Origin of the sequence: Chryseobacterium sp. Chry.R1 (genome assembly GCF_039645525.1) — a bacterium.
In the GTDB taxonomy this organism is placed as follows: domain Bacteria; phylum Bacteroidota; class Bacteroidia; order Flavobacteriales; family Weeksellaceae; genus Chryseobacterium; species Chryseobacterium proteolyticum.
Map to the genome: position 1 here is coordinate 1,138,096 of NZ_CP151793.1, position 20,993 is coordinate 1,159,088.

Annotated in this window: 23 protein-coding genes; 4 read left to right on the forward strand and 19 right to left on the reverse strand. The window is 35.3% G+C overall.

What is annotated here, in order from left to right; translation table 11 throughout:
* Nucleotides 1-5: 5 nt before the first annotated feature.
* The 9 genes from AAEU33_RS05395 to mraZ form a co-directional block, all read right to left on the reverse strand.
* A complete protein-coding gene (locus AAEU33_RS05395; protein WP_172281542.1) occupies nucleotides 6-1,244 on the reverse strand; it encodes an FtsW/RodA/SpoVE family cell cycle protein in 1,239 nt (412 codons plus the stop codon).
* Nucleotides 1,245-1,347: 103 nt separating this feature from the next.
* Nucleotides 1,348-2,673, reverse strand: coding sequence for a UDP-N-acetylmuramoyl-L-alanine--D-glutamate ligase (murD, locus tag AAEU33_RS05400; protein ID WP_345991258.1), 1,326 nt, complete (start codon nucleotides 2,671-2,673; stop codon nucleotides 1,348-1,350).
* Nucleotides 2,674-2,760: 87 nt separating this feature from the next.
* Nucleotides 2,761-4,002, reverse strand: coding sequence for a phospho-N-acetylmuramoyl-pentapeptide-transferase (mraY, locus tag AAEU33_RS05405; RefSeq protein ID WP_172281538.1), 1,242 nt, complete (start codon nucleotides 4,000-4,002; stop codon nucleotides 2,761-2,763).
* A gap of 46 nt (nucleotides 4,003-4,048) precedes the next feature.
* A complete protein-coding gene (locus AAEU33_RS05410; RefSeq protein ID WP_345991261.1) occupies nucleotides 4,049-4,420 on the reverse strand; it encodes a four helix bundle protein in 372 nt (123 codons plus the stop codon).
* Nucleotides 4,421-4,470: 50 nt separating this feature from the next.
* The gene (locus AAEU33_RS05415; protein ID WP_345991263.1) at nucleotides 4,471-5,931 is read right to left on the reverse strand and encodes a UDP-N-acetylmuramoyl-L-alanyl-D-glutamate--2,6-diaminopimelate ligase; all 1,461 of its coding nucleotides are present in this window, start codon (nucleotides 5,929-5,931) and stop codon (nucleotides 4,471-4,473) included.
* 17 nt (nucleotides 5,932-5,948) lie between these two features.
* Complete coding sequence (locus AAEU33_RS05420; protein ID WP_345991265.1) at nucleotides 5,949-7,940, reverse strand: penicillin-binding transpeptidase domain-containing protein; 1,992 nt, start codon at nucleotides 7,938-7,940, stop codon at nucleotides 5,949-5,951.
* Nucleotides 7,924-8,289 (reverse strand): FtsL-like putative cell division protein, encoded by a 366-nt coding sequence (locus AAEU33_RS05425; RefSeq protein WP_002981890.1) that lies wholly within the window; start codon nucleotides 8,287-8,289, stop codon nucleotides 7,924-7,926. Before AAEU33_RS05425 ends, AAEU33_RS05420 begins: the two co-directional genes overlap by 17 nt.
* Nucleotides 8,290-8,353: 64 nt before the next feature.
* Entirely contained in the window at nucleotides 8,354-9,247 is an 894-nt protein-coding gene (rsmH, locus tag AAEU33_RS05430) for a 16S rRNA (cytosine(1402)-N(4))-methyltransferase RsmH (protein WP_273650203.1), read from the reverse strand.
* 37 nt (nucleotides 9,248-9,284) lie between these two features.
* A complete protein-coding gene (mraZ, locus tag AAEU33_RS05435) occupies nucleotides 9,285-9,743 on the reverse strand; it encodes a division/cell wall cluster transcriptional repressor MraZ (protein WP_345991268.1) in 459 nt (152 codons plus the stop codon).
* A 272-nt stretch (nucleotides 9,744-10,015) separates the two neighbouring features.
* Here mraZ and AAEU33_RS05440 point away from each other — a divergent pair, with 272 nt between their 5' ends.
* The 3 genes from AAEU33_RS05440 to AAEU33_RS05450 are packed head-to-tail and all read left to right on the forward strand — an operon-like array spanning nucleotide 10,016 to nucleotide 11,901.
* A complete protein-coding gene (locus AAEU33_RS05440) occupies nucleotides 10,016-10,777 on the forward strand; it encodes an alpha/beta hydrolase (RefSeq protein WP_172281529.1) in 762 nt (253 codons plus the stop codon).
* Between the two features lie 58 nt (nucleotides 10,778-10,835).
* On the forward strand, nucleotides 10,836-11,459 hold the full coding sequence (yihA, locus tag AAEU33_RS05445; RefSeq protein WP_172281527.1) for a ribosome biogenesis GTP-binding protein YihA/YsxC: 624 nt from the start codon (nucleotides 10,836-10,838) through the stop codon (nucleotides 11,457-11,459).
* The gene (locus AAEU33_RS05450) at nucleotides 11,452-11,901 is read left to right on the forward strand and encodes a GNAT family N-acetyltransferase (protein WP_172281525.1); all 450 of its coding nucleotides are present in this window, start codon (nucleotides 11,452-11,454) and stop codon (nucleotides 11,899-11,901) included. The genes yihA and AAEU33_RS05450 overlap by 8 nt, the downstream gene beginning before the upstream one ends.
* A gap of 69 nt (nucleotides 11,902-11,970) precedes the next feature.
* On the opposite strand, the gene AAEU33_RS05455 is transcribed toward AAEU33_RS05450, so the two are convergent.
* From AAEU33_RS05455 to AAEU33_RS05500, 10 genes are all read right to left on the reverse strand, one after another.
* Nucleotides 11,971-12,270, reverse strand: coding sequence for a hypothetical protein (locus AAEU33_RS05455; RefSeq protein ID WP_345991270.1), 300 nt, complete (start codon nucleotides 12,268-12,270; stop codon nucleotides 11,971-11,973).
* Nucleotides 12,271-12,341: 71 nt separating this feature from the next.
* Nucleotides 12,342-12,512 carry a hypothetical protein gene (locus AAEU33_RS05460; protein WP_345991272.1) on the reverse strand — a complete coding sequence of 57 codons (171 nt, stop codon included), beginning with the start codon at nucleotides 12,510-12,512 and terminating at the stop codon, nucleotides 12,342-12,344.
* A gap of 92 nt (nucleotides 12,513-12,604) precedes the next feature.
* Nucleotides 12,605-14,155 carry an AAA family ATPase gene (locus AAEU33_RS05465; RefSeq protein ID WP_345991274.1) on the reverse strand — a complete coding sequence of 517 codons (1,551 nt, stop codon included), beginning with the start codon at nucleotides 14,153-14,155 and terminating at the stop codon, nucleotides 12,605-12,607.
* A gap of 2 nt (nucleotides 14,156-14,157) precedes the next feature.
* The gene (locus AAEU33_RS05470) at nucleotides 14,158-14,682 is read right to left on the reverse strand and encodes a hypothetical protein (protein ID WP_345991276.1); all 525 of its coding nucleotides are present in this window, start codon (nucleotides 14,680-14,682) and stop codon (nucleotides 14,158-14,160) included.
* On the reverse strand, nucleotides 14,682-14,855 hold the full coding sequence (locus AAEU33_RS05475) for a hypothetical protein (RefSeq protein ID WP_345991278.1): 174 nt from the start codon (nucleotides 14,853-14,855) through the stop codon (nucleotides 14,682-14,684). The genes AAEU33_RS05470 and AAEU33_RS05475 overlap by 1 nt, the downstream gene beginning before the upstream one ends.
* An 11-nt stretch (nucleotides 14,856-14,866) precedes the next feature.
* Nucleotides 14,867-16,570, reverse strand: coding sequence for a hypothetical protein (locus AAEU33_RS05480; protein WP_345991280.1), 1,704 nt, complete (start codon nucleotides 16,568-16,570; stop codon nucleotides 14,867-14,869).
* 17 nt (nucleotides 16,571-16,587) lie between these two features.
* Nucleotides 16,588-17,037 (reverse strand): hypothetical protein, encoded by a 450-nt coding sequence (locus AAEU33_RS05485; RefSeq protein WP_345991282.1) that lies wholly within the window; start codon nucleotides 17,035-17,037, stop codon nucleotides 16,588-16,590.
* 147 nt (nucleotides 17,038-17,184) lie between these two features.
* Nucleotides 17,185-17,850 (reverse strand): response regulator, encoded by a 666-nt coding sequence (locus AAEU33_RS05490; protein WP_345991284.1) that lies wholly within the window; start codon nucleotides 17,848-17,850, stop codon nucleotides 17,185-17,187.
* Nucleotides 17,851-17,862: 12 nt separating this feature from the next.
* Nucleotides 17,863-19,503 carry a tetratricopeptide repeat protein gene (locus AAEU33_RS05495; protein WP_345991285.1) on the reverse strand — a complete coding sequence of 547 codons (1,641 nt, stop codon included), beginning with the start codon at nucleotides 19,501-19,503 and terminating at the stop codon, nucleotides 17,863-17,865.
* Nucleotides 19,504-19,570: 67 nt separating this feature from the next.
* Nucleotides 19,571-19,762 carry a hypothetical protein gene (locus AAEU33_RS05500; protein WP_345991287.1) on the reverse strand — a complete coding sequence of 64 codons (192 nt, stop codon included), beginning with the start codon at nucleotides 19,760-19,762 and terminating at the stop codon, nucleotides 19,571-19,573.
* Between the two features lie 392 nt (nucleotides 19,763-20,154).
* Between AAEU33_RS05500 and AAEU33_RS05505 the strand changes: the two genes are divergently transcribed.
* Complete coding sequence (locus tag AAEU33_RS05505; protein ID WP_345991289.1) at nucleotides 20,155-20,988, forward strand: hypothetical protein; 834 nt, start codon at nucleotides 20,155-20,157, stop codon at nucleotides 20,986-20,988.
* Nucleotides 20,989-20,993: the final 5 nt, after the last annotated feature.

Below are 20,993 nucleotides of genomic sequence, written 5' to 3' on the forward strand. Positions count from 1 at the left end.
ATGATTTAAGCAATATCATTTATTTCTGCAATACTCTGTTTTTTACCCATTCCTTCCTCATCATAAATCTGTATCCTTGAGCTTATATTTAAAATAATTCCCAACTGTAAATAGGTCACCAACATGGATGTTCCCCCATAACTTATTAAGGGCAGGGGTTGTCCGGTCACCGGAATCAGATTGATGGCTACGGCTATATTTACCGATAGCTGTATAAAGATCATGACGCCGAGGCTGAGAACGAGCAAGGACCCGAAAAACGCAGGCATTTTACTGGCTATCATTACGATCCGTATCACCATGATCAGATACATACAGATAAGGAAAGCTGCTCCTATCAGTCCGTATTCCTCCACAATTACTGCAAATATAAAGTCGGAAGCGGATTGCGGAAGCATTTGCTTTAATGCACTTTTTCCAGGCCCCATTCCTGTAATTCCTCCATGTACTATTGCTGCTTTAGCCTGCATTACCTGGTAATTCTTGGCTTTTACGCTTTCATCATCCACATCGGCTGATTTTGCTTTACTGGAAGTGAAGGTTTCTACACGGCTCATCCATGTATGAACACGGTTTCCACCAATCAGATTGGTATTTAAAGCAATCAGTAAGAACAATACGATCGCAATAAATGAAGCCGAAATAAAACCTGCAATATATTTCCAGTGAAGCTGCCCGATAACCAATACAATAACAGATACCATCAGGATCATTAGAGCCGTAGATCCGTTATCTTTTGCTACTAAAACAAAAACAAGGAGAATAGGACCGAAGATGTACATAATGTTTTCTATAGGAAGTCTTTCCCGGGTTATCTTCTTGGTTAAATACCTGCACAGGTAAATAACCAGCATAAGAAAGGCAAATGATGAAGGCTGAAAGGAAATAGGTGTTCCCGGAATCTTTAGCCATCTGGAGGCACTTGCCCCATCGATCGTTTGGCCGGTAAACATGGTGACAACCAGTAATATAATCATTAACCCCAGAAGTATACTGCTGAGTTTTCCAATGTATTCATATTTTACGGTTCCTACCAGTCTCATGATTCCCAAACCAAGGACTACAAAAAACATATGCTTAATAACGTGGCCTGTTGTGGTCCCGTTATTTACAATATATTCCAGATTCGAACTTGCAGAATATACAGGGAAAATAGAGAAAATGGAGATCACGAGAATGACCATCCAAAGTACTTTATCTCCCTTTAGAAATTCAAATCTGCTTTCTGTGTCCTGTTCGTTCATACTCTATTGTATCTTTAACTGTATTATGTAAAATGGATTAAAGTATTAATGATTATTATTTGTCAAATACATGAATACCATTTACATCAATACATCAGTACATTTATTTTAATACTTGTTCTTTAAACTGTTTTCCTCTGTCTTCATAGCTTTTGAAGAGGTCAAAACTTGCACAGCAAGGAGAAAGTAAAACCGTTTCTCCGTTTTTAGCAATCGATTTTGATATTTTTACGGCCTCTTCCATGCTTGAAGTATCGTATATAAACTCCTTTTTGTCTTTAAAAAAATTAATAATTTTCTGATTATCAATTCCCAAGCAGACAATTGCTTTTACTTTTCTTTTGACAAGGTCCTCAATCTCCGTATAATCATTTCCTTTATCCTGTCCTCCCACAATCCAAATCGTAGGTGTTTTCATGCTTTCCAAAGCATAATAGGTCGCATTTACATTCGTTGCTTTACTGTCGTTGATGTATTTTACGCCATCAATTTCAGAAACAAACTCCAGCCTGTGTTCCACTGCCTGAAAAGTCATTAATGAATTTCTGATGCTTTCATTGTTGACATTCAGTATTTTACTTGCGATAGATGCTGCCAGACTGTTCGCTACATTATGATTTCCCAATAAAGAAAGCTCATCAATTTTCATTGAAAATGTATCTTTTAGTTTTACCACAATACTGTCGTTATCTATAAAACCTCCCTCGGTCAATTTTTCTTTTGTTGAAAAAGGGATCATTTTTGCCTTTATTTCCAGCTTTTCAAGAATGGTTTTGCTCATTTCATCATCTTTGTTATAGATAAAGAAATTATCGTTTTCCTGATTTTCAGCTATTCTGAATTTTGCCATCGCATATTCTTCATAGTTGTAATTATACTGGTCCAGATGGTCCTGTGATAAATTAAGCAATAATGAAATATATGGCCTGAAGTTCTGAATGTCATCCAGCTGGAATGAACTTACCTCCAGTACATAATATTCATGGTTTTCATCTGCTACCTGCTTTGCAAAACTGTAGCCGATGTTTCCTCCTAGACCTACTTTCAGTCCGTCATTTTTCAGGATATAGTAGATCAATGAAGTGGTGGTGGTTTTTCCGTTGCTTCCTGTGATCGCAATGATTTTAGCATTGGTGAATTCTGAAGCGAATTCTATCTCGGAAGAAAGGCGGATCCCTTTCAGATGGATTTTATAAATAATATCCGCTTTTTTAGGAATTCCTGGGCTTTTTACAATCCAGTCTGCATTTAAAATCCTTTCCTCGTCATGATTTCCTTCTTCAAACTCAATATTGTTTTCAGTAAGAAACGCTTTATAGTTATCTTTAATAGTTCCTTTGTCTGAAAGAAATACCTCCAGACCCTTCTTTTTAGCTAAATAAGCAGCACCGCAGCCACTCTCTCCACCTCCTAAAACAACTATTTTCATATTACCTTTTTTGTATTTATGTATTGGCGTACTTTATTTATGTTTTTAAAATCATGAATACGTTAATACATTTACTTTTATAGAGTTTTATCTCATTTTTAATGTAATCAGACATACTATAGCCAACATTACTCCTATGATAATCATCCTGTTAACGATTTTACTTTCATGGAAACCGTCTTTCTGATAATGATGGTGTAATGGAGACATTTTAAATAATCTGTTATTCTGGGCGTATTCCAGTCCGTATTTTTTCTTTCTGTATTTAAAAACAACCACCTGCAGCATTACAGATATGTTTTCTACCAGGAATATTCCGCATAAAACAGGAATCATTAATTCCTTTCTTAAAATAATAGCCAATACAGCAATTACTCCTCCCAGCATCAAACTCCCGGTATCTCCCATAAAAACCTGTGCCGGATAGGTATTATACCAGAAGAATCCGATCACAGCACCTACCATGGCAACTACAAAAATGGTGGTTTCACCCATATTGGGCAGGAACATGATATTGAGGTAATCCGCAAAAATGATGTTCCCTGAAATGTAGGCAAAGAATGCAAGGGTAAGGAGTATTACCGTACTCGTCCCTGCAGCCAGACCGTCTATTCCATCTGTGATATTGGCTCCGTTGGAAACCGCTGTTACAATAAAGATGACAATTGGAATGAAAACAATCCATGCCCACTCATGAGCATCTTTATCACTCATCCAGAATAATATTCCACTGTAGTCAAATTCATTATTTTTCGCAAATGGCACGGTAGAAACCGTAATTTTTTCTGTAGGCATAAAATTCTGCTCCACATTATTTCTGTTAACTACTTTTGCATCTGCATATTTTCTCTTTACCGTAATATCAGGATGGAAATACATTGTTACTCCGACAATTAGCCCCAGTCCCACCTGACCTACGATCTTGAATTTACCGCTAAGCCCGTCTTTATTTTTCTTTACTTTCTTTAAATAGTCATCTACAAATCCGATAGCACCCATCCATAAAACTGATATTATCAGAAGGACGATGTATACATTGGTAATTCTTGTCAGGAGAAGAACCGGAATCATGGTGGCAAGGATAATAATGAGCCCTCCCATTGTTGGGGTTCCTTCTTTCTGCTTTTGCCCGTCAAGGCCAAGGTCGCGGACCAATTCGCCCATTTGCTTTGCTCTCAGGTAATTGATGATTCTTTTACCATACACAAGAGCAATAATCAGGGATAATAAGACCGCCATCCCTGCACGGAATGAGATGTACTTTAACATTCCAAGTCCGGGGATATGGATTCCATGATGGGTTAGATATTCGTATAAGTAGTATAACATGTTTCCTTTTTAATTTAAAGATTTAATTTATTTAAGAATTTAAAGATTAAGATCTTTCAATATTCTCTTTTAAATACTTAACAAAATTTGAGATATTAGAAGAAATTTCCCTTGACAGATTAATTACTTCTTGCGCAATATTTTCATCTCCTAACTTTAATCTTTTACTTACAATCATCATACTTCTCACTTCAGCACAACTGCCTTTTGCAATTTTTAAATATTTAATAAATTGTCTGTTATTATTATATTCTGAGCCTTCTGCAATATTATTTGATATTGAAAATCCGGCTCTTTTTATTTGGTTACTAAATTCAAATTCTTTTTCTAAATCTTGACTTCGAAGAAAAATATAGACTTTTTCTATGAGATCTAAACTTTTGACATAAACTGGAAAATCTTCGAAATTTTTAGTCATTGTCTGATTTTAATTTTTGAATCTTTAAATGATTTAATCTTTAAATCTTTTTACTTGCTCATTAACTTCCACAGTTCTGTAATTACTTCTTTGTCATCAAAATGGTGTTTTACGCCATTAATCTCCTGATAGTTTTCGTGTCCTTTTCCGGCTACTAAAACAATATCTTTGGGCTCTGCAAATTTAATCGCCATTTTTATGGCTTCTTTTCTATCGGGTATTGAAGTGTATTTGCTGAAGTTCTGAGGTTCAACACCTGCTTCAATTTCTTTTATAATTGCTGCCGGATCTTCTGTTCTCGGGTTATCTGAAGTGATAATTGCCAACGTGGATTTTTTCGTTGCAATGTTTCCCATTTCAGGTCTTTTGGAGTGGTCTCTGTCTCCCCCGCAACCGAAGACGGTAATCAGTCTTTCATTTTTTGTTCTGATATCATTAATGCTGTCCAGAATATTTTCCAATGCATCCGGAGTGTGGGCATAATCGACGATGAAAAAAATGCCACCATCGGATTTGAAGGTTTCAAATCTTCCTGAGACTCTTTTCAGGGTGCTGATGGCCTGAAGGATTTCATTGGATTCAAAGCCGAGTTCGGATGCAATTCCAAATACCAATAGAAGATTATAGACATTGAATCTTCCCGTTAAGGTGGTCCAGAATTCTTTCCCGTTGAAGTTCAGGAGCATTCCGTTAAAATCAATTTCCAAAGCTTTTCCATGGTAATCTGCCATTGTTTTCAATGCATATGATCTTTTGGCAGCTTTGGTGTTCTGGAGCATTACATTCCCGTTTTTGTCATCGATATTGGTAATGGCAATAGCGGTATCAGGAAGCTCATCAAAGAACCTTTTTTTCGTTTTCAGATATTCCTCAAATGTTTTGTGATAATCCAGATGATCATGAGTAAGGTTTGTAAATCCTGCAACTTTGAAATGGAGTCCTTCAATTCTGTTTTGAGAAATTCCATGAGAACTTACTTCCATGAAAGCAAATTCGCAGCCTGCTTCTACGGCCTTAGCTAAAACCTGATTGATCGTAATAATATCCGGGGTAGTATGTGTGGCCGGAATTATTTCGCTGCCTATTCTGATTTCAACAGTTGAAAGTAATGCAGATTCATAGCCCAGATTTTTGAAAACGTCAAAAAGCAAAGTGGAAACAGATGTTTTTCCGTTGGTTCCGGTAACGCCGATGAGTTTCAGGTTTTGAGAAGGATTTCCATAAAAGTTTGAGGCCAGATGTCCCAGGGTTTTCGAAGAATCTTTTACTTTTACATAGGTAATACCCTCATTCAGCTGATCGGGCAATACTTCACAAACGATCGTCTTTGCTCCTTTTTCAATAGAAGATGCAATATATGAATGCCCATCTGCAACCGTTCCCTTTACTGCAATGTAAAGAGAATTTTCTGTAACCTTTCTGCTGTCGAATACCAGCTCCGAAACTTCACGGGTATTGTCGCCGTGAATTTCTAAGGTTGGGATTCTGTTTAATAATTCAATTAATTGCATTTCTCTGATGCTTATTTTTAATTCTGAAGAGATAAATAAATTCTCTGGTTCTTACTGATCGTAGTTCCCTCCAAAGGAAACTGTTCTTTTATTCTTCCTACTCCTTTGTAGTCTACACGGTATCCAAGGTTTTCCAGTTGTGGAATCACATTCTTACCTATTAATCCTACCACGTTAGGCATTTGTTTATCATTTACTGCTACTTTCACATTAGGCTCCACCATTTTATTAAGGTTTACCTTTTTGTCAACAAGCATTTCTTTTTCAATATTCTGAGGCGTCTTCAGGAATGTTTTTCCTGCAATTTCTTTAAAAACCGGGGCTGAAACAGTCGCTCCGTAAAATCCTTTTGCCGTATTCGGCTCACTGATCATTACATAACAGGTATACTTTGGATTATCAGCTGGATAGAATCCTGCAAAAGAGGCACGGTATTTCATCGGGCCCGGAAGCCAGTACTCAAATCTGGCGGTCCCTGTTTTTCCTGCCATTTTCAGATTCGGGGTGAAAATACTTCGTCCGGTTCCTTTTTCCACGGCTTTTGTCAAAGCATTGGTCATCATTTTAATTGCTTTCTCAGAAGCCATTTTGCTGACCATTACCTCCGGCTTAGCCTGATACATTACTTTACCATCCTTCATGATCTTATCGATGAATAAAGGCTTAAGCATTTTACCATTATTAGCAACCCCGTTGTAGAAAGTTGCTAATTGTAATAAGTTGATGTTCGAAGAATATCCAAAAGATATCGAAGCAAGAGTTGCTGCGTTCCATCTTTTATTTTGTGGAGTTACGATCTTAGGTTTTGTAATGCCCGGAAGTTCGATATCCATTTTATCAAATAATTTCCAGCGCTTAAGGTGATCAAGGAATATCTGTGGCTTATCGGCATAGTATTTCGTAATCAGTTTGGCGGTTCCTACGTTGCTGGATTTCGCAAGAACGTCACTGATGTCGTATGTTCCTCCTCCGTGGCCATCTGAAATTCTTTGCTTCGCATAGGTCCATACTCCGTTTCCTACATTTACCGTTGTGTTATCATCGATGAATCCGTCATCCATTGCTGCCAAAAGTGAAATGGTTTTGAAAGTTGATCCGGGTTCGATATTATCTTTTAAAGCATAATTATAAGCATCTTCGTACTCTCCTGAATCTGTTCTTCGAAGGTTTACCATGGCACGAACCTTTCCGGTTCCTACTTCCATGACAATTACAGTACCGTGTTTTGCTTCAAAATTTACGAGCTGCTTCTCAAGAGCTGAGTGTGCAATGTCTTGAATTCTAAGGTCTAAGGTCGTATATACATCTTCTCCATCTACGGGTTCCTGAACCTTCCAGAAATCAATAGGCTTCCACTGCGAAGAATTGATTCTTTGTTCCAATCTTTTCCCGTCGGTGCCTGTCAGGTATTTTGAAAAAGCTCCTTCCAGACCGGATTTGTACTCACTGTTATCCATTCCGATGGTACCTGCACCAATTTCAGAAGTTGCGAGTTCTCTTTTATAATTTCTGTCTACGATAAACCCACCTTTATTCTTTCCTTTCTTAAAGATCGGGAAGTTTCTGATCCTGTCGTATTCATCAAAATCCAAGCCTCTGGCAAGTGTATAGTATTGATTTTTCTTTCTTTTCTGTTCGTCAAATTTCTGTCTGAATTCACTTCTTGGTTTTCCAAACATCTTGCTTAGTGAATCCGTTAATGCACCGATATTGTTACTGTAAACCGTATCCTTTATTGTTTTGAAATCAAGATAGATATCATAACGCATAACGGTAGTTGCGAGAATAGAGCCATCTGATGCAAATAAATTCCCTCTGGCAGCCTTTAAAGTGGCTTCACGATAGTTTTTATTGATGTAGTCGTCTTTAATTTCCTGAACATTAGTGTTTTGGAGAATAACGATTCTTGTTAAAAAAAGTACAAACACGCACAAAGCTACCACTGCGAAGAGGTAGCCCCACCTTAACGTTTTTTTACGTTTGTTATCGTATTCATTTTGCTTTTGCATCTGTACTATCCAATTTTATTAGCAGTTTATGAGGATGGTTTTCCAGTGTCATTAAAGAATCCCGTGCTACTTCTTTTCCGAGCTCTGATTCCATTTTTACCTTAATCAGCTTACTTTGGGCATAAGCGTTTCGGGATTTATATTCTTCTGTTTCTTCTTTTAAAGCATTTACAATTTTGATCTTTTTGTTCACCAGGTGATTGGTATAGATCATGGCCATCATCAGTACAAAAAGCAATAAGAAATACTTGTAATGTATTTTTATCTCATCACGGTTGAGAAAATTCCCTTTTATAATGTCTATAAAAGTTAATCTCTTTTGTGGGCGATTTGTCGTTCTTTTAGCCAATTTATTATTGATAAATGATGATTAATAATTGATAATAAGGGTGTTACTCCTTATTTCTAACCATTTATACTTTTATTCCTGTTCTCATTTTTGCACTTCTTGCTCTTGAGTTTTCCTCAATCTCCTTATCATCAGGAATGATTGCCTTACTCTTCAGCAGTTCGAATGCCTTTTTATAATTTCCATAAATATCCCTCGTCGGTTCCCCTTCAAACATTCCGTTTTTAAGGAATCTTTTTACAAGACGGTCTTCCAGGGAGTGGTATGAAATAACCACCAGTCTTCCTTCCGTTTTTAAGATCTGATAAGCCTGAACGAGCATTTCTTTTAAAACCTCAAGCTCCTGGTTTACTTCGATTCTTATTGCCTGGAAAAGCTGTGCATAAAATTTATTAACCTTATGCGGGGGAAGATAGCTGAATAGTTTTTTCAGATCTTCCGTTGTATTGATGATTTTACTTTTTCTATGATGAACAATATCCCTCGCCAGTTTACGTGCTTCTCTCAATTCACCGTAGTAGTAAAATATGTCTGCCAGCTGCTCTTCTTCATATTCATTGATCACCCTTTTGGCATCCAGGCTCTGCATTACATTCATCCTCATATCCAGTGGGGCATCACTTCTGGTAGAAAACCCTCTTTCCGCTTCATCAAACTGATGCGATGATACTCCCAGATCCGCCAATATTCCATCTACCTGAGAAACTCCGTACATCAGTAAGGAATTTTCCAGGAACCTGAAATTCTGATTAATCAAGGTAAACCTCGGATCATCAATATTATTTTTAAGAGCGTCTAAGTCCTGATCAAAACTGAATAGCCTTCCTTTTTCCGAGAGCCTGCTCAGTATTTCTCTTGAATGACCTCCGCCACCAAAAGTACAGTCCACGTATGTTCCGTCTGGATTCGTAACCAAATCATCAACACTTTGCTTCAACAAAACGGGATTATGATACATGTTTTAATTTGTGTTTTGCGCCTTTTTAGCAGCGTAGTTATTCTTCATCGAAAGAGCCCATCACATCTTCAGCAAGGCTTGCAAAATCGGTTTCGTTGGTAGAGATCACTTTCTCGTAAGCATCTTTATCCCAGATTTCAAATAATTCCCCGGCACTTGTGATCACAATATCTTTATGAAGATTTGCGAAGTGGGTAAGGTCTTTGGAAATCTGTAATCTTCCGGCGTTATCCAACTCTACAGTCTTTACTCCTGCTGTAAACATTCTTATGAAATCAGCATTCTTTTTAATGAATCTGTTTAGTTTATTAATTTTGCCCATCAGCTGATCCCATGCATTCATAGGATAAACTTCCAGGCAGGGTTGAAACACGGAGCGTTTGACTACAAAGGCTTTATCGTCAAAGTTCTCCATCTGCTTGATCAGCGATGCAGGAACTTTTAAGCGACCTTTGTCGTCTATTTTACACTCATATGTTCCAATGAAATTCTTCATTTGGGACAAATTTATATAATTATTTCCAAAACTTCCCACTTTTTCCCACTTTTTGACTCAATGTTAATAAGTTTTATCAAAGATTGAAGACCGCAGGGGTAAGTGGTTGATATTTTGGATATTGTAATTGGTGTTATTTTGCCCATAACAAAAAGGATGTTAAAAAAGATCGGCAAAAAGCCTTTATTATATTATTTTTATCTTAAATTAGGAATATCAAAATATTTTTGAGGTTTAATTTGTATTTTTGCAGGGCTTTATTAAGGCGTTTTATGATATTTAGTACAAAAAAAGAAAAGAAATATACTTTTGTAGAAGCGGGAGAAGGACATCCATTGGTGCTGTTGCACGGGTTAATGGGTGGTTTGAGTAATTTCGATAAGATGGTGAATTTTTTTTCGGAGAAAGGATTTAAGGTATATGTGCCTCAATTGCCAATCTATGATTTGCCGGTACTCAATACCAATCTTACTACTATCGCAAAATATATTATCAAGTTTATAGAGAGCCATATTTCGGAACCGGTAACTATTGTCGGGAATTCGATGGGCGGTCATGTCGGACTTATCTTAGCTTTGGCAAGGCCTGATCTTGTAAAAAATCTTGTTTTAACAGGAAGTTCCGGATTATACGAAAGAACATTCGGGGACAGCTTTCCGAGAAAAAGTGACAGACAATATATAAGGAAGAAAACGGAGGAAGTTTTCTATGACCCTGCAGTCGCTACAGAGGATCTCGTGGACGAGGTTTTCGGTGTTGTTAATGACAGAATGAAAGGAATAAAGACGGTAATGCTTGCCAGAAGTGCTATCAAACACAACATGCTGAATGATCTGCCTAAAATTCTGACACCTACGTGTCTGATCTGGGGAAAGCAGGATAATGTAACACCTCCTGAGGTGGCAGAAGATATGCATAAATTTATTCCTAATTCCGATCTGTACTGGATAGATAAATGCGGCCACGCAGCAATGATGGAAAAACCAGATGAATTCAATGAAATTCTTTACAGCTGGTTAAAAGATAAAGTATAAATAACTTAAACCATTAAGATAGCTCTTAATGGTTTGTTTTTCTTAAAATAATTCAAAAATGGTAATTAAAACAGCAGAATTTGTCAAAAGTAGCGGGAAATGGCAGGAATGCCCGGAGCCCAATATTCCCGAATATGCTTTTATAGGAAGATCAAATGTGGGTAAATCATCATTGATCAATGCGATGATGAATCATAAAGATCTGGCAAAAACTTCACAAACTCCGGGAAAAACACAGCTGATCAACCATTTTTTAGTCAATGAAAGCTGGTATCTTACCGATTTGCCGGGATACGGATATGCTAAAGTTTCAAAGGTTCAGAGAAAAGATTTTGAAAAACTGATCACCAATTATATCCTGAACAGAAGGAATCTGGTTAACCTTTTTGTTTTGGTGGATTCAAGACACACTCCTCAGAAAATAGATTTAGAGTTTATCCAATGGTGTGGAGAGAGTGGAGTTCCTTTTTCAATTGTTTTTACCAAAGCAGATAAACTGAAGCCTAATGTTGTTATAAAAAATGTGGAGGATTATAAAGCTGAACTTCACAAAACCTGGGAAGACCTGCCGGAACTGTACATTACTTCAGCAGAAAAGAAGGAAGGAGGCGACAAAATTCTGGATTTCATCCAGACCACCAATGAATTTTTAAAAAATAATAGCGTAAACTTTGATGAGTAATATAATCTGGAAAATAAAAACTTTTGATGAGTTCACCGTTCCTGAGCTTTATAAAGTTTTAAAGGCGCGTATTGATGTTTTTGTGATCGAACAAAACTGCCCTTATCCTGATCTGGATAATTATGACCAGAAGGGTATTCATATCTGGGCGGAGGAAGACGGTGAGATCCTTGCCTACTGCAGGGTTTTTGATAAAGGCATTAAATATGATGAAACTTCATTCGGAAGGGTACTGACTACTGAGAAAGCAAGAGGAAAAAGTTTAGGAAAACAATTGATAAGATATGCGGTTGAAACCATTGAAAACAGGTTTCATACATCGGAGATCAAAATCTCTGCACAGGATTACCTGTTGCGTTTCTATTCTGAGTTTGGTTTTATTGATACAGGGAAAAAATATCTGGAGGACGATATTCCGCATACGGAAATGATCAGAAAATAAAAGCGAAGACTTATCTTCGCTTTTTTTGTGGTTATATGTTGAGTGTTTTTTAGTTTTTATCCTTTAGTATTAATTACAACTTAAACAATATGACCTTTCTACATATTGTTTGCTGCTTCCAGTCATGTAATAACATCCTCCTCTTTTTCCTATATATAATTTATGTCCATTATAAGTGCAGAAGCTTTTTTGAGCATAAGATTTCGATTCTCTGTTTTTATTACTACTGGCTCTTTTATTCTTTTTATAATTCTTCTTTGGTTTATTATTTGAAAGTTCAGTCTTTGTATTATTTGTTGTTTCAGCTAATAAATTTGTTGGTAATAATAAACTTAAACCTACAAGAACTGTAAAGATTAATTTTTTCATTGCTATTGTTTTTTTAGTTATTCTAACATTTTAGATTAATCCCAGGAGCATAAAAATACTCCCGGGATATTTTAAGCATACTCAATTAATTCCCAAGTAACTGCTTGTTGATTGTAAGGAGGCATCGTATTGCCCACGGCAATTGGTGCTGTAGTTGATGGACTTCCCACAACTTTCCATTTTCCTGATTCTGGACATTTTTCGCCTGTTTTTGCTTTTGTCCCCAGTGGTTTTCTAGACATGTCAAATTATTTTATTGGTTTAACATTTCAAAAGTATAGTGATTAAAGTACTAATCCTTATGGGTTTCCGTAAAATAGACTTTGAAAAATACTTATATAATGATACTACGTCTAGTTGAAGTTGAATCATTAAATGAATTATTCCACGCCAATCCGGAGGCAGGAAGTGCTCTTTCTTTGCCCCAGTTTCTAATTGCTTCAATTCTTTCTGGACTTGTTTTGCTTAAAGGAACAATATTCTGGAAACAAGATTCATATAATTTATCAGTGATAAATTCATCACCATTAATTACTGCCTGGATTGCGATGTCTCTTACCGCTCCTTCTAAATCAGAACCAGCAAAACCTGATGAAAGTGAAACTAATTTTTCAAAAGTATCAACAGAAGGTTTGGGTAAAAGATTTTTTTTAATGTAGAGGTTAATAATGTCTTCTCTTTCCTTTTCTTCAGGAAGATCAACAAAAAACAATTCATCAAATCTTCCTTTACGAAGTAATTCTGGAGGCAGTTTAGTGACGTCATTCGCAGTTGCTACAACAAATACTTTTTCTGTACTTTCCTGCAACCAAAATAGAAACTGGCCAATCATTCTCGAGGTAACTCCAGATGAATCATTGGCATTTGAGGCTAAGCCTTTTTCAATTTCGTCGATCCATAAAATACAAGGAGATGCATTGTCGGCGGATTCGAAAGCTTCTTTTAACCTGTTTTCAGATTGGCCTACATACATTCCCTGAATGGCAGCAAAATCAAGTCTGTACAAAGGAAGATTCCAATTTGCAGCAATGAATTTGGCAGATAAAGATTTTCCACAACCAGGAACTCCAACTAGTAAAACTCCTCTGGGAGGTCGAAGTTTTCTTGTCTTTAAATCAGCAGTTAAAAGTGTTTTCTGATTTTCTAACCATCGTTGTAGTCCACTCAGGCCACCTATGGAAAGCATATTGGAATCAATCTTTACTTTTTCAAGACCTGAAATATCACTAAACAATTTGTCTTTCTCCTGTGCTAGAAGCTTGATGTCTTCTTTTGTTAAAGAGCCTTTTGCCATTTGGGTAGCTAAGACATTTTCAGCTTCAATTTTTGACATGTTTGCTAAAATAGTTGCAACCATTTTAAAATCTTTTTCATCCCATTCAATTGGGAAGGCATTTTTGTAAGGCAGGACGCAGTCTTTAACAATTTCTAGCATTTCGTCTTCATTTGGAGGATATAGAGTCAAAGTCATTCCCAATCTTTGAAGTTGTGACCAAACACTTTTTGTAGAAATAATACAAATACTTCCACCTCTTTCTATAGCTTGAACTACACAATCATAAATATGTCTTGAAACAATGTTATCATCTTCGATGTCACTTACTTCGTTGAAAACGAAAGTAATGTTTTGTCTCTGTGTAATATTTTGGACAGCAAAATCAATTCCCCCAACGACAGAACGATCATCATTAACAGTTTTTCTTGTTTTAATATCTGTCATACCATGAGAAAGGCTATGAACATACATTGGAATATTGATTTCTTCCGCTAATTCTTGGATGATTTCTAGGACCCTTGCGCGCTCAATACTCCTTATTGATATGAAAGGAATTCTTGCCCGAAACATCAGCAACAGAGAATTTTTGAATTCAGTTTTATTTGACATAGCTAAAAGATTATTTTTCTTTTTATTAATGGATTAATTTCGTTACAGATAGGGCTGCTTTGGAGTATGTTTTTCTCTATGTTTTCAGGAAGCGTAAAGGAATTAATGATAAGGGTCATCTTTTCTTTTTCGTTACCTATATTAGGTAAATTATCCTTTAGAGATTTTTTAATTTCTACAACAAATTCTTCCAAATCTTGTTTAAAAACAGTTTTTAAATTCTCCGGAAGTCCTTTTAATTCTGAAAATTTTGAAAGAGGGATGAGATTTTTCCTGCCTGTTAAAATAATAATTTCAAAATCATCAATTGATTTAATATCTTGTATTTCAAAAGATCTTTGGAATTTTTCCAACCACATTTCTTTTCGGGCTTTATAAGCTTTTTCTGCTTGAAAATAAAAACGTTGAGCCGTTCCTGCATCTAGATCAAAACTTCCGGAATTCATTTCATCAAAAACAGTGTCGTCACCACTTGTGAAACGATCAAACAAATTGCACCAATCAGCATATGTTACAGGTGCTTTCATTAGTTTGATTTTATTCTTGGATTAATAAGCTGATGGGGAGGTAAAATATCCCAATTGGAAAATTTTGCTTTTTCTTTTTCAGCTTCTGTTTTACCTTGAAACAAATTCCGTTTTGGAGGTTGTTGTCGTATTACGCTTTTATTTTCTTCACTGTTATTTTTAATATCTTTCATTTGATGTATTTTTAAGAAGGTTGTAAAATAGGTCTTACGTCTCTTGAATTACTAGAGAAATCTTGGGAATTTATAGATGCTAATACTTGTCTTAAAATTTCTGCTTTTGAGTCTTCTAATGCGAATTCTTTACGATAGTCAACAACTTCAACGATGCATCCACGTAGAACTTCTTTGGATTTTGTTTTTCTTTCAGTAATTGTTTCTATCGTTTTTTTCTTGAGCTTCTGATGATTTCTAATTGATTGCCATATAATTATTCCTCCAATTAACAATCCGAAGATTCCAATAAAACTTGACTTAAATATTATTAGGCCTAGCAAACAAATTAATGTTCCAACAATAATACCTGTAAAAGGAAAAGAAAGCTTTTTCAATTCATTTTCCAAGAATTGAATCCAATACTTATCATGTTTTTGAAGTTGTTCTGTCTCGTCAATCCCATTAACTGTCGAGGTTTTGAAACCATCGATGTCTAATTCAACTTTTTCTTCCACTTTAATTCTGTAATCAGCTGTAAATGTATCGTGGGCTTCTATAATCCAAGGCTGGCTGATCGAAACAGCCAGAGCTTGTGTGACTTTTGTAGCACCAGATAGTTCTGGATCAAAGGCTGCGTTTGTCAACATCTGTAGGAAATCAACTTTCTCATCAAAAATATGTATTTCATTATCCATTAAAGATTGTGCAGCTTTTTTATCTCCATCTTTCTGAATAATTAATTGATTTAATCTGACTTCATTTTGAAGAGGAAGTTCGTCATCATCAAAATTAGTCACCAATAGTGAAAGAATCTCATCAAGTTGAATTTTTTTAGCTTTAGAGTAATCAGTAGTTGTTTCAAAAATATCTTTAAAATGAGCCTCTAGTGCTTGATGAGATCTTGCTTTTGTTAAAGATGACTCAAGGTTTTTCCAATTTGGCGCAAACTCTTCGAGTAAAGGATACTTTTTTTCGGATAATGAGCCCTTTGTTTTAAAAAAATTTGTCCACTGAATTTTTTGTTTATCAATATAATTATCAGTTTGTGTGAGTTGTTCAATCCATATTTTTAGATTGGAAATCATCAATTGATGTGAGGAAGGGGGGAAAACTCCTGTGGCAATTGCTTCCAGAATAACAATAAATTCTCTATCTAGATCATGAGGATTTTGATGTAAAAAATATCTGTGCATCCATTGAGTACAAGCTTCGTTTCTTTCCAGCCGTCTCATGATTAACATGAAAAAAAGGGTTGTCTTATAGTCATCTCTTTTTAAGCTTTCAGTAAGAGCTTTTGTTGTGGTTTCCTTATCATTACGCATCCACGAAGCTAATACAATAAGTGCTGGAGCAAGCCAATAATTTGGAGCTTTTATCATAACTTCTTCAGTGGTATTCCGTAATGTTTCTTCACTGATAATACCTGTATCAACTCCTTGGAGAATTCCTGACGCCATTCTTCGGATTTCTGCATAATATCCAAATTTTATCTGGAGATCCTGCTTCAGATTTCCTTGTCGGGTCTCAGCAAGTTGTAGAGCTTTATTCTTAATATCTGATTCTACAAAATTGGCAAATGAATTGGCTAATTTTATTAAATCATTTTTTAGATGATCATGTTTTATATTGAGACCTCCTAATTCTATATTAGCTTCCCTGACATCTGCTTTAATTATCCTCAAAGTATTATTAATGAAGGAGAGATCTGCATATGAAATTGCTTGTTGTGCCATTTTATTTAGTTTCAAGGTTATAATTTTGTTGCTGTTCCATCTTCGCGGATAAGGATCAATTTGTCTTTAAATACTTCTACGAAAGCATAAGCATTGTGTTTGGCGAGTACTCTTGCTTTTTCAAAGTTGTTGGGAAGAGGCTCTCCTATTTTATAGTGTCGAATGATTTGACCACCACCTAAATCCAAAGTATGTACTTCATGGGGATGCCCCAAGTAACATTTTGCTAAAATTCCTAATGGAAGGTCTGCTAATTCAGCTGTTCCGAATTCTTCACAAATTATTGTCATTAATTCTTCTTTACCTCGTGTTTCTGTCAAAAGTTCTTTATCGAATCCCTTAATTAATTTTAAATATTTTTCAGAACGTTTTCTCAGAATATCACGATCATTGATAATTTTGGATGACGTTTGTTTGCTTTCTGATTGATTATTCAAAGATTCATTTTGAAGAATTATTCTAGTCATTATTTGAGTTTTTCAAGTTATTTAACATTCCAAAAGTATAACCCTTTCAAAACCAATCCTTACGGGAATCCGTAAAACGGGCAAAAAACAAAAAAACCTTTCAAAAAAATGAAAGGCTATATAAATCGGAATGGAAAATTTTATTTTTTAAATAATACCGATGTCTTTGCAAAATGCAACCAGTTGTTCGTTGCTGGTTACCTCAAGATCTTCTTTTAAGCTGTTCAATTTTTTTTCAACACTGCTTAAACTGTTAGGCTTTATGTTTTTTTCCTGTAGGAGATCAGGAATGTTTTTTTGCAGAACTCCTTTTGAAAGAAGGGAAACGAGTGTAATTTCATACGCAGAAAACTCATAACTATTTAGTTTTTTTATTTCCTGCTTTAAATCAAGAGACAGATAATTTTCATTAATGTAAACAGATGCAATTGATTTTTTAAGCTCTTTGGAATCGTTTCTTGCCTTACGAACATATCCATTGATATGATATTCTTTGAAAAGAGAATCGATGATTCCGGATTTGTGTTCGGCGGAAAAGACAATGACTTTTAGGGAAGGCTGAAGTGCCTTTATTTGTTGGATAAGATCTCTTCCGTCTTTGATGTTTTGCTGCCGGTGATCTTCTTCATAATACAAATCAGTGATCAACAGGTCGTATGGTTCATTTTCCCGAATGGATTTATGAACCTTTGCCAATGCATCATCACAGTAATATACATAATCAACATTCGGAATGTTGAGGTCTTCCAGTGTTTTTTGTACCGAAAGATTAATACTTTCATGGTCTTCAGCGATTAAAATTTTTTTGAACATTCTTTTTAGTTTTTAGGAAACAGGAAATGAAATGTTGATCTTCAATCCTCTTTCGGTTTTGGTGTCAAAAATAATTTCTCCTTTGATTGTTTCTATACGGGAAACCGTAGACGACAGCCCATTTTTATATATAATTTCTCCGGGAATGCCAATTCCATTATCGGTATAGTAAATTTTGATCAGTTCATTTTCCCTTTCAAATCTGAAAACCACCCGGTCTGCCCGGCTATGTTTTTTCATATTTACGAGTAATTCACGTACAATCTGGTACACTTCTGTCAGGGTTGATTCTTGTAATCCCTTCCATATGCTTGCATCGTTTCCGGCAAGATAGGTTTTTACAGTATCATTATTAAAGGAGCCTATAAGTTCCGATATTTTTTCATTGAAATTCTTCTCGTTATTAGTAAGATCGGTCTTTTCATAGGAGATATCCCTTGATTTTTCATAAACAAATTCCAATTCATCAAGCGCCTCATCTTTGCTAAAGCTTTCCTGGTTTTCAATCTTGGTCATCACCTGATAGATACCGTTTGCTACTACATCGTGTACTTTTTTGGAGAGTTTAAGTTGAGTGTTTTTTATTTCCAGTTCTTTTTCTTGCTTTAGCCTTTTTTGCCTTTTACTGAATAGGATAATAATAATTATAACTATTGCTACGAGTGCTCCTGAAACTAGATACTGAATTAATAGACTGTTTTCACTTTCTGCTTTTTCTCTTTCTATATTTTCAACCCGAAATTTTAAAAGTCCGAATTTATTTATATCGTTATTTCTCTCAGTCTGCAAGGATGAATTAAGTTCTGTATATTTTTTAAAATTTTCCGAATAATTTTTTGGATTAAGAATTATTAATTTACTTAATGCTTCTACTCTGTCATCCGGACTATTACTCTTGGTTGCTACCTTGTACATTTCTTGAGCAAAATATAAAGACTTGGAAATGTCCTTGTCAGAATAGTAATCGGATAAAGTTGCAAGGCTGGAATTGATAGATAAGTTATCATTGAATCGGATTCTTATTTGCCATGCTTTTAATAAATCTGGAAATGCGTCAAAATTTTTATTATCTAAGAACTGCGCTTTTGCATAATTATTCAGTGCTCTGGCGTAATCCAGGCTATCAGTTGTTTTTAATGCTTTTTTAAAGTAAGATTTGGCAAGGCTATAATTTTTTTGCTCTAAATAGGTGTCGCCAATATTATTATAAAAAGCTAATGAATCAATTTTATTTATAGAAGTTGAAACCGCCAAGTCATAGTATTTGATAGCCTCACTAAAATTTTTGAGATTTTTAGAGGCAATAGCGATTGAATTATAGTTAGCTGATGCTATTCTTTTAGATACAGAATCATTTCTCTCTCCCAATAATTTTTGTGCTTGAATAGAACTTCCAATACTACTGTAGTAATCTCCTTTATCAGATTCTATTATTGCAATATTGGTAATAGCACGGGCTGCCTCTATGCTATCACGAATATTTAGTAATTCTTCTTTGGCTTTGGTATAATATATATAGGCTGAGTCAGTATTTTTACTTTCTCTGCAAATATCAGCCTTAATTAAATTGGTGTTTTGAAATGTTGTTCTCTTTTGAACTTCTCTTTTACAACCAATAATACAGAAGAGGGATAAAAGGATAAATTTTTTCAATATTTTTTCTTTCCAAGATACAAAAAAGGGAATAATATTAATTATTACTCCCTTTGTTATTAGCGGATTATGGGGTTGGTGGTTTTTGTCCTGTGTTGCCTCCTGTATCACCATCTCCTCCTACACCTCCAATAGGATCCATAGGTCCTCCTTGTGTTACGGGTTGTACAATTGGATAATTGTTATCATTACTTGTTGCTGTATTTGCGTTATTATTTGGAAATGCTAAACCTATTAGCATTAATATAAACTGGATCATTTCCTTAAAATTTTGAATTTTTTTGACTGTTTTTCTTCCTCCTATGGATTTTTCCACAGGCTGTACACGGTAAAAAATTTCGAAGCGCTTCTTATTTTTTAAGGGAAGTAGAACCTTCAAAAACGGAAGAGAAACATCTGCTTCCCAACCCGGAGTTTTCTTCCGTTTTATCTGGTGATTTAGAAATCAGTTTTGTAAATTTGTTATTGTCTGTTGTTTTAATTGTTTGTTTATCACTGATTTCTGAAGCAAAGATGCGACAAAGGGCGACGCATGTGTTAGACAAAACATCGACATCGATAGACAAGAAATGGACAGGAATATACTTACGGTAATCCGTAATGCGACATGAGTGAAAAGCAGCTATTTTGTAATTACTTTAAAAACTAAATATGTCCAAAAGAAAACTACTTATTCGTGAAGTGTTCGAGAAAATTAAAAAAGAATCTCCGAAGGATTCTAAAAGCGGATGGGCAGATGATCTTTCAGATGATCTTGAAAGGAAAATAAAATTTACAATATCGGCAAGAACACTTTCTAGATATTATGACTCCTTCGTTGCCGAAATAAAGGAAGAGGTAGGTGTAGAAACCTTGGTACTTAATAAGTTAAGCCAATATCTTGGATATGTTGATTTCTCAGATTTTTCAAAAACATTTGCCAAAGATGACGAACAGGCTAATAAAACAACAATAAACATAAGAGTAGACGAGGACGAGGAGTCCATATCTGAAAAGTTTTCAAAACTGATCATTAATATCAGTAACGAGCAACATTTTAAAGTCCCGGAATTCGTAAAACAGAACGGGTTGGGTATTATGGAAATGATTCTGCTTGTTTGCCTGGTTACGGGAAATGTGGTTTTCTCAAATAAGAAACAAAGCATTCAAGGAATTACATCAGGCATTAATAAGGTACCATTAATGGAATGTATGTATTGGGATGGAAATGAATATAGATTGACTGATTGCAAAAACAAAAATCCTCATATCAATGTAAAACCTATTGATACTGTTGATATGAAGTACTTCAAAAGAATTACCCGTAAAGATACTTTGACAGAAGAAAATGCTTTAGGAACAACATGGTACTCAAAGTATAATGGGAATGTGGAATTTTTTACTAGTGATGGGATAGATCCGAATAATGGAAGGGAACTTAGGAAGTCAACTCCTATTATTATTTTCAAATATGCTGGAAAATCTAAAAGACACTATACAAATTGAAGAAT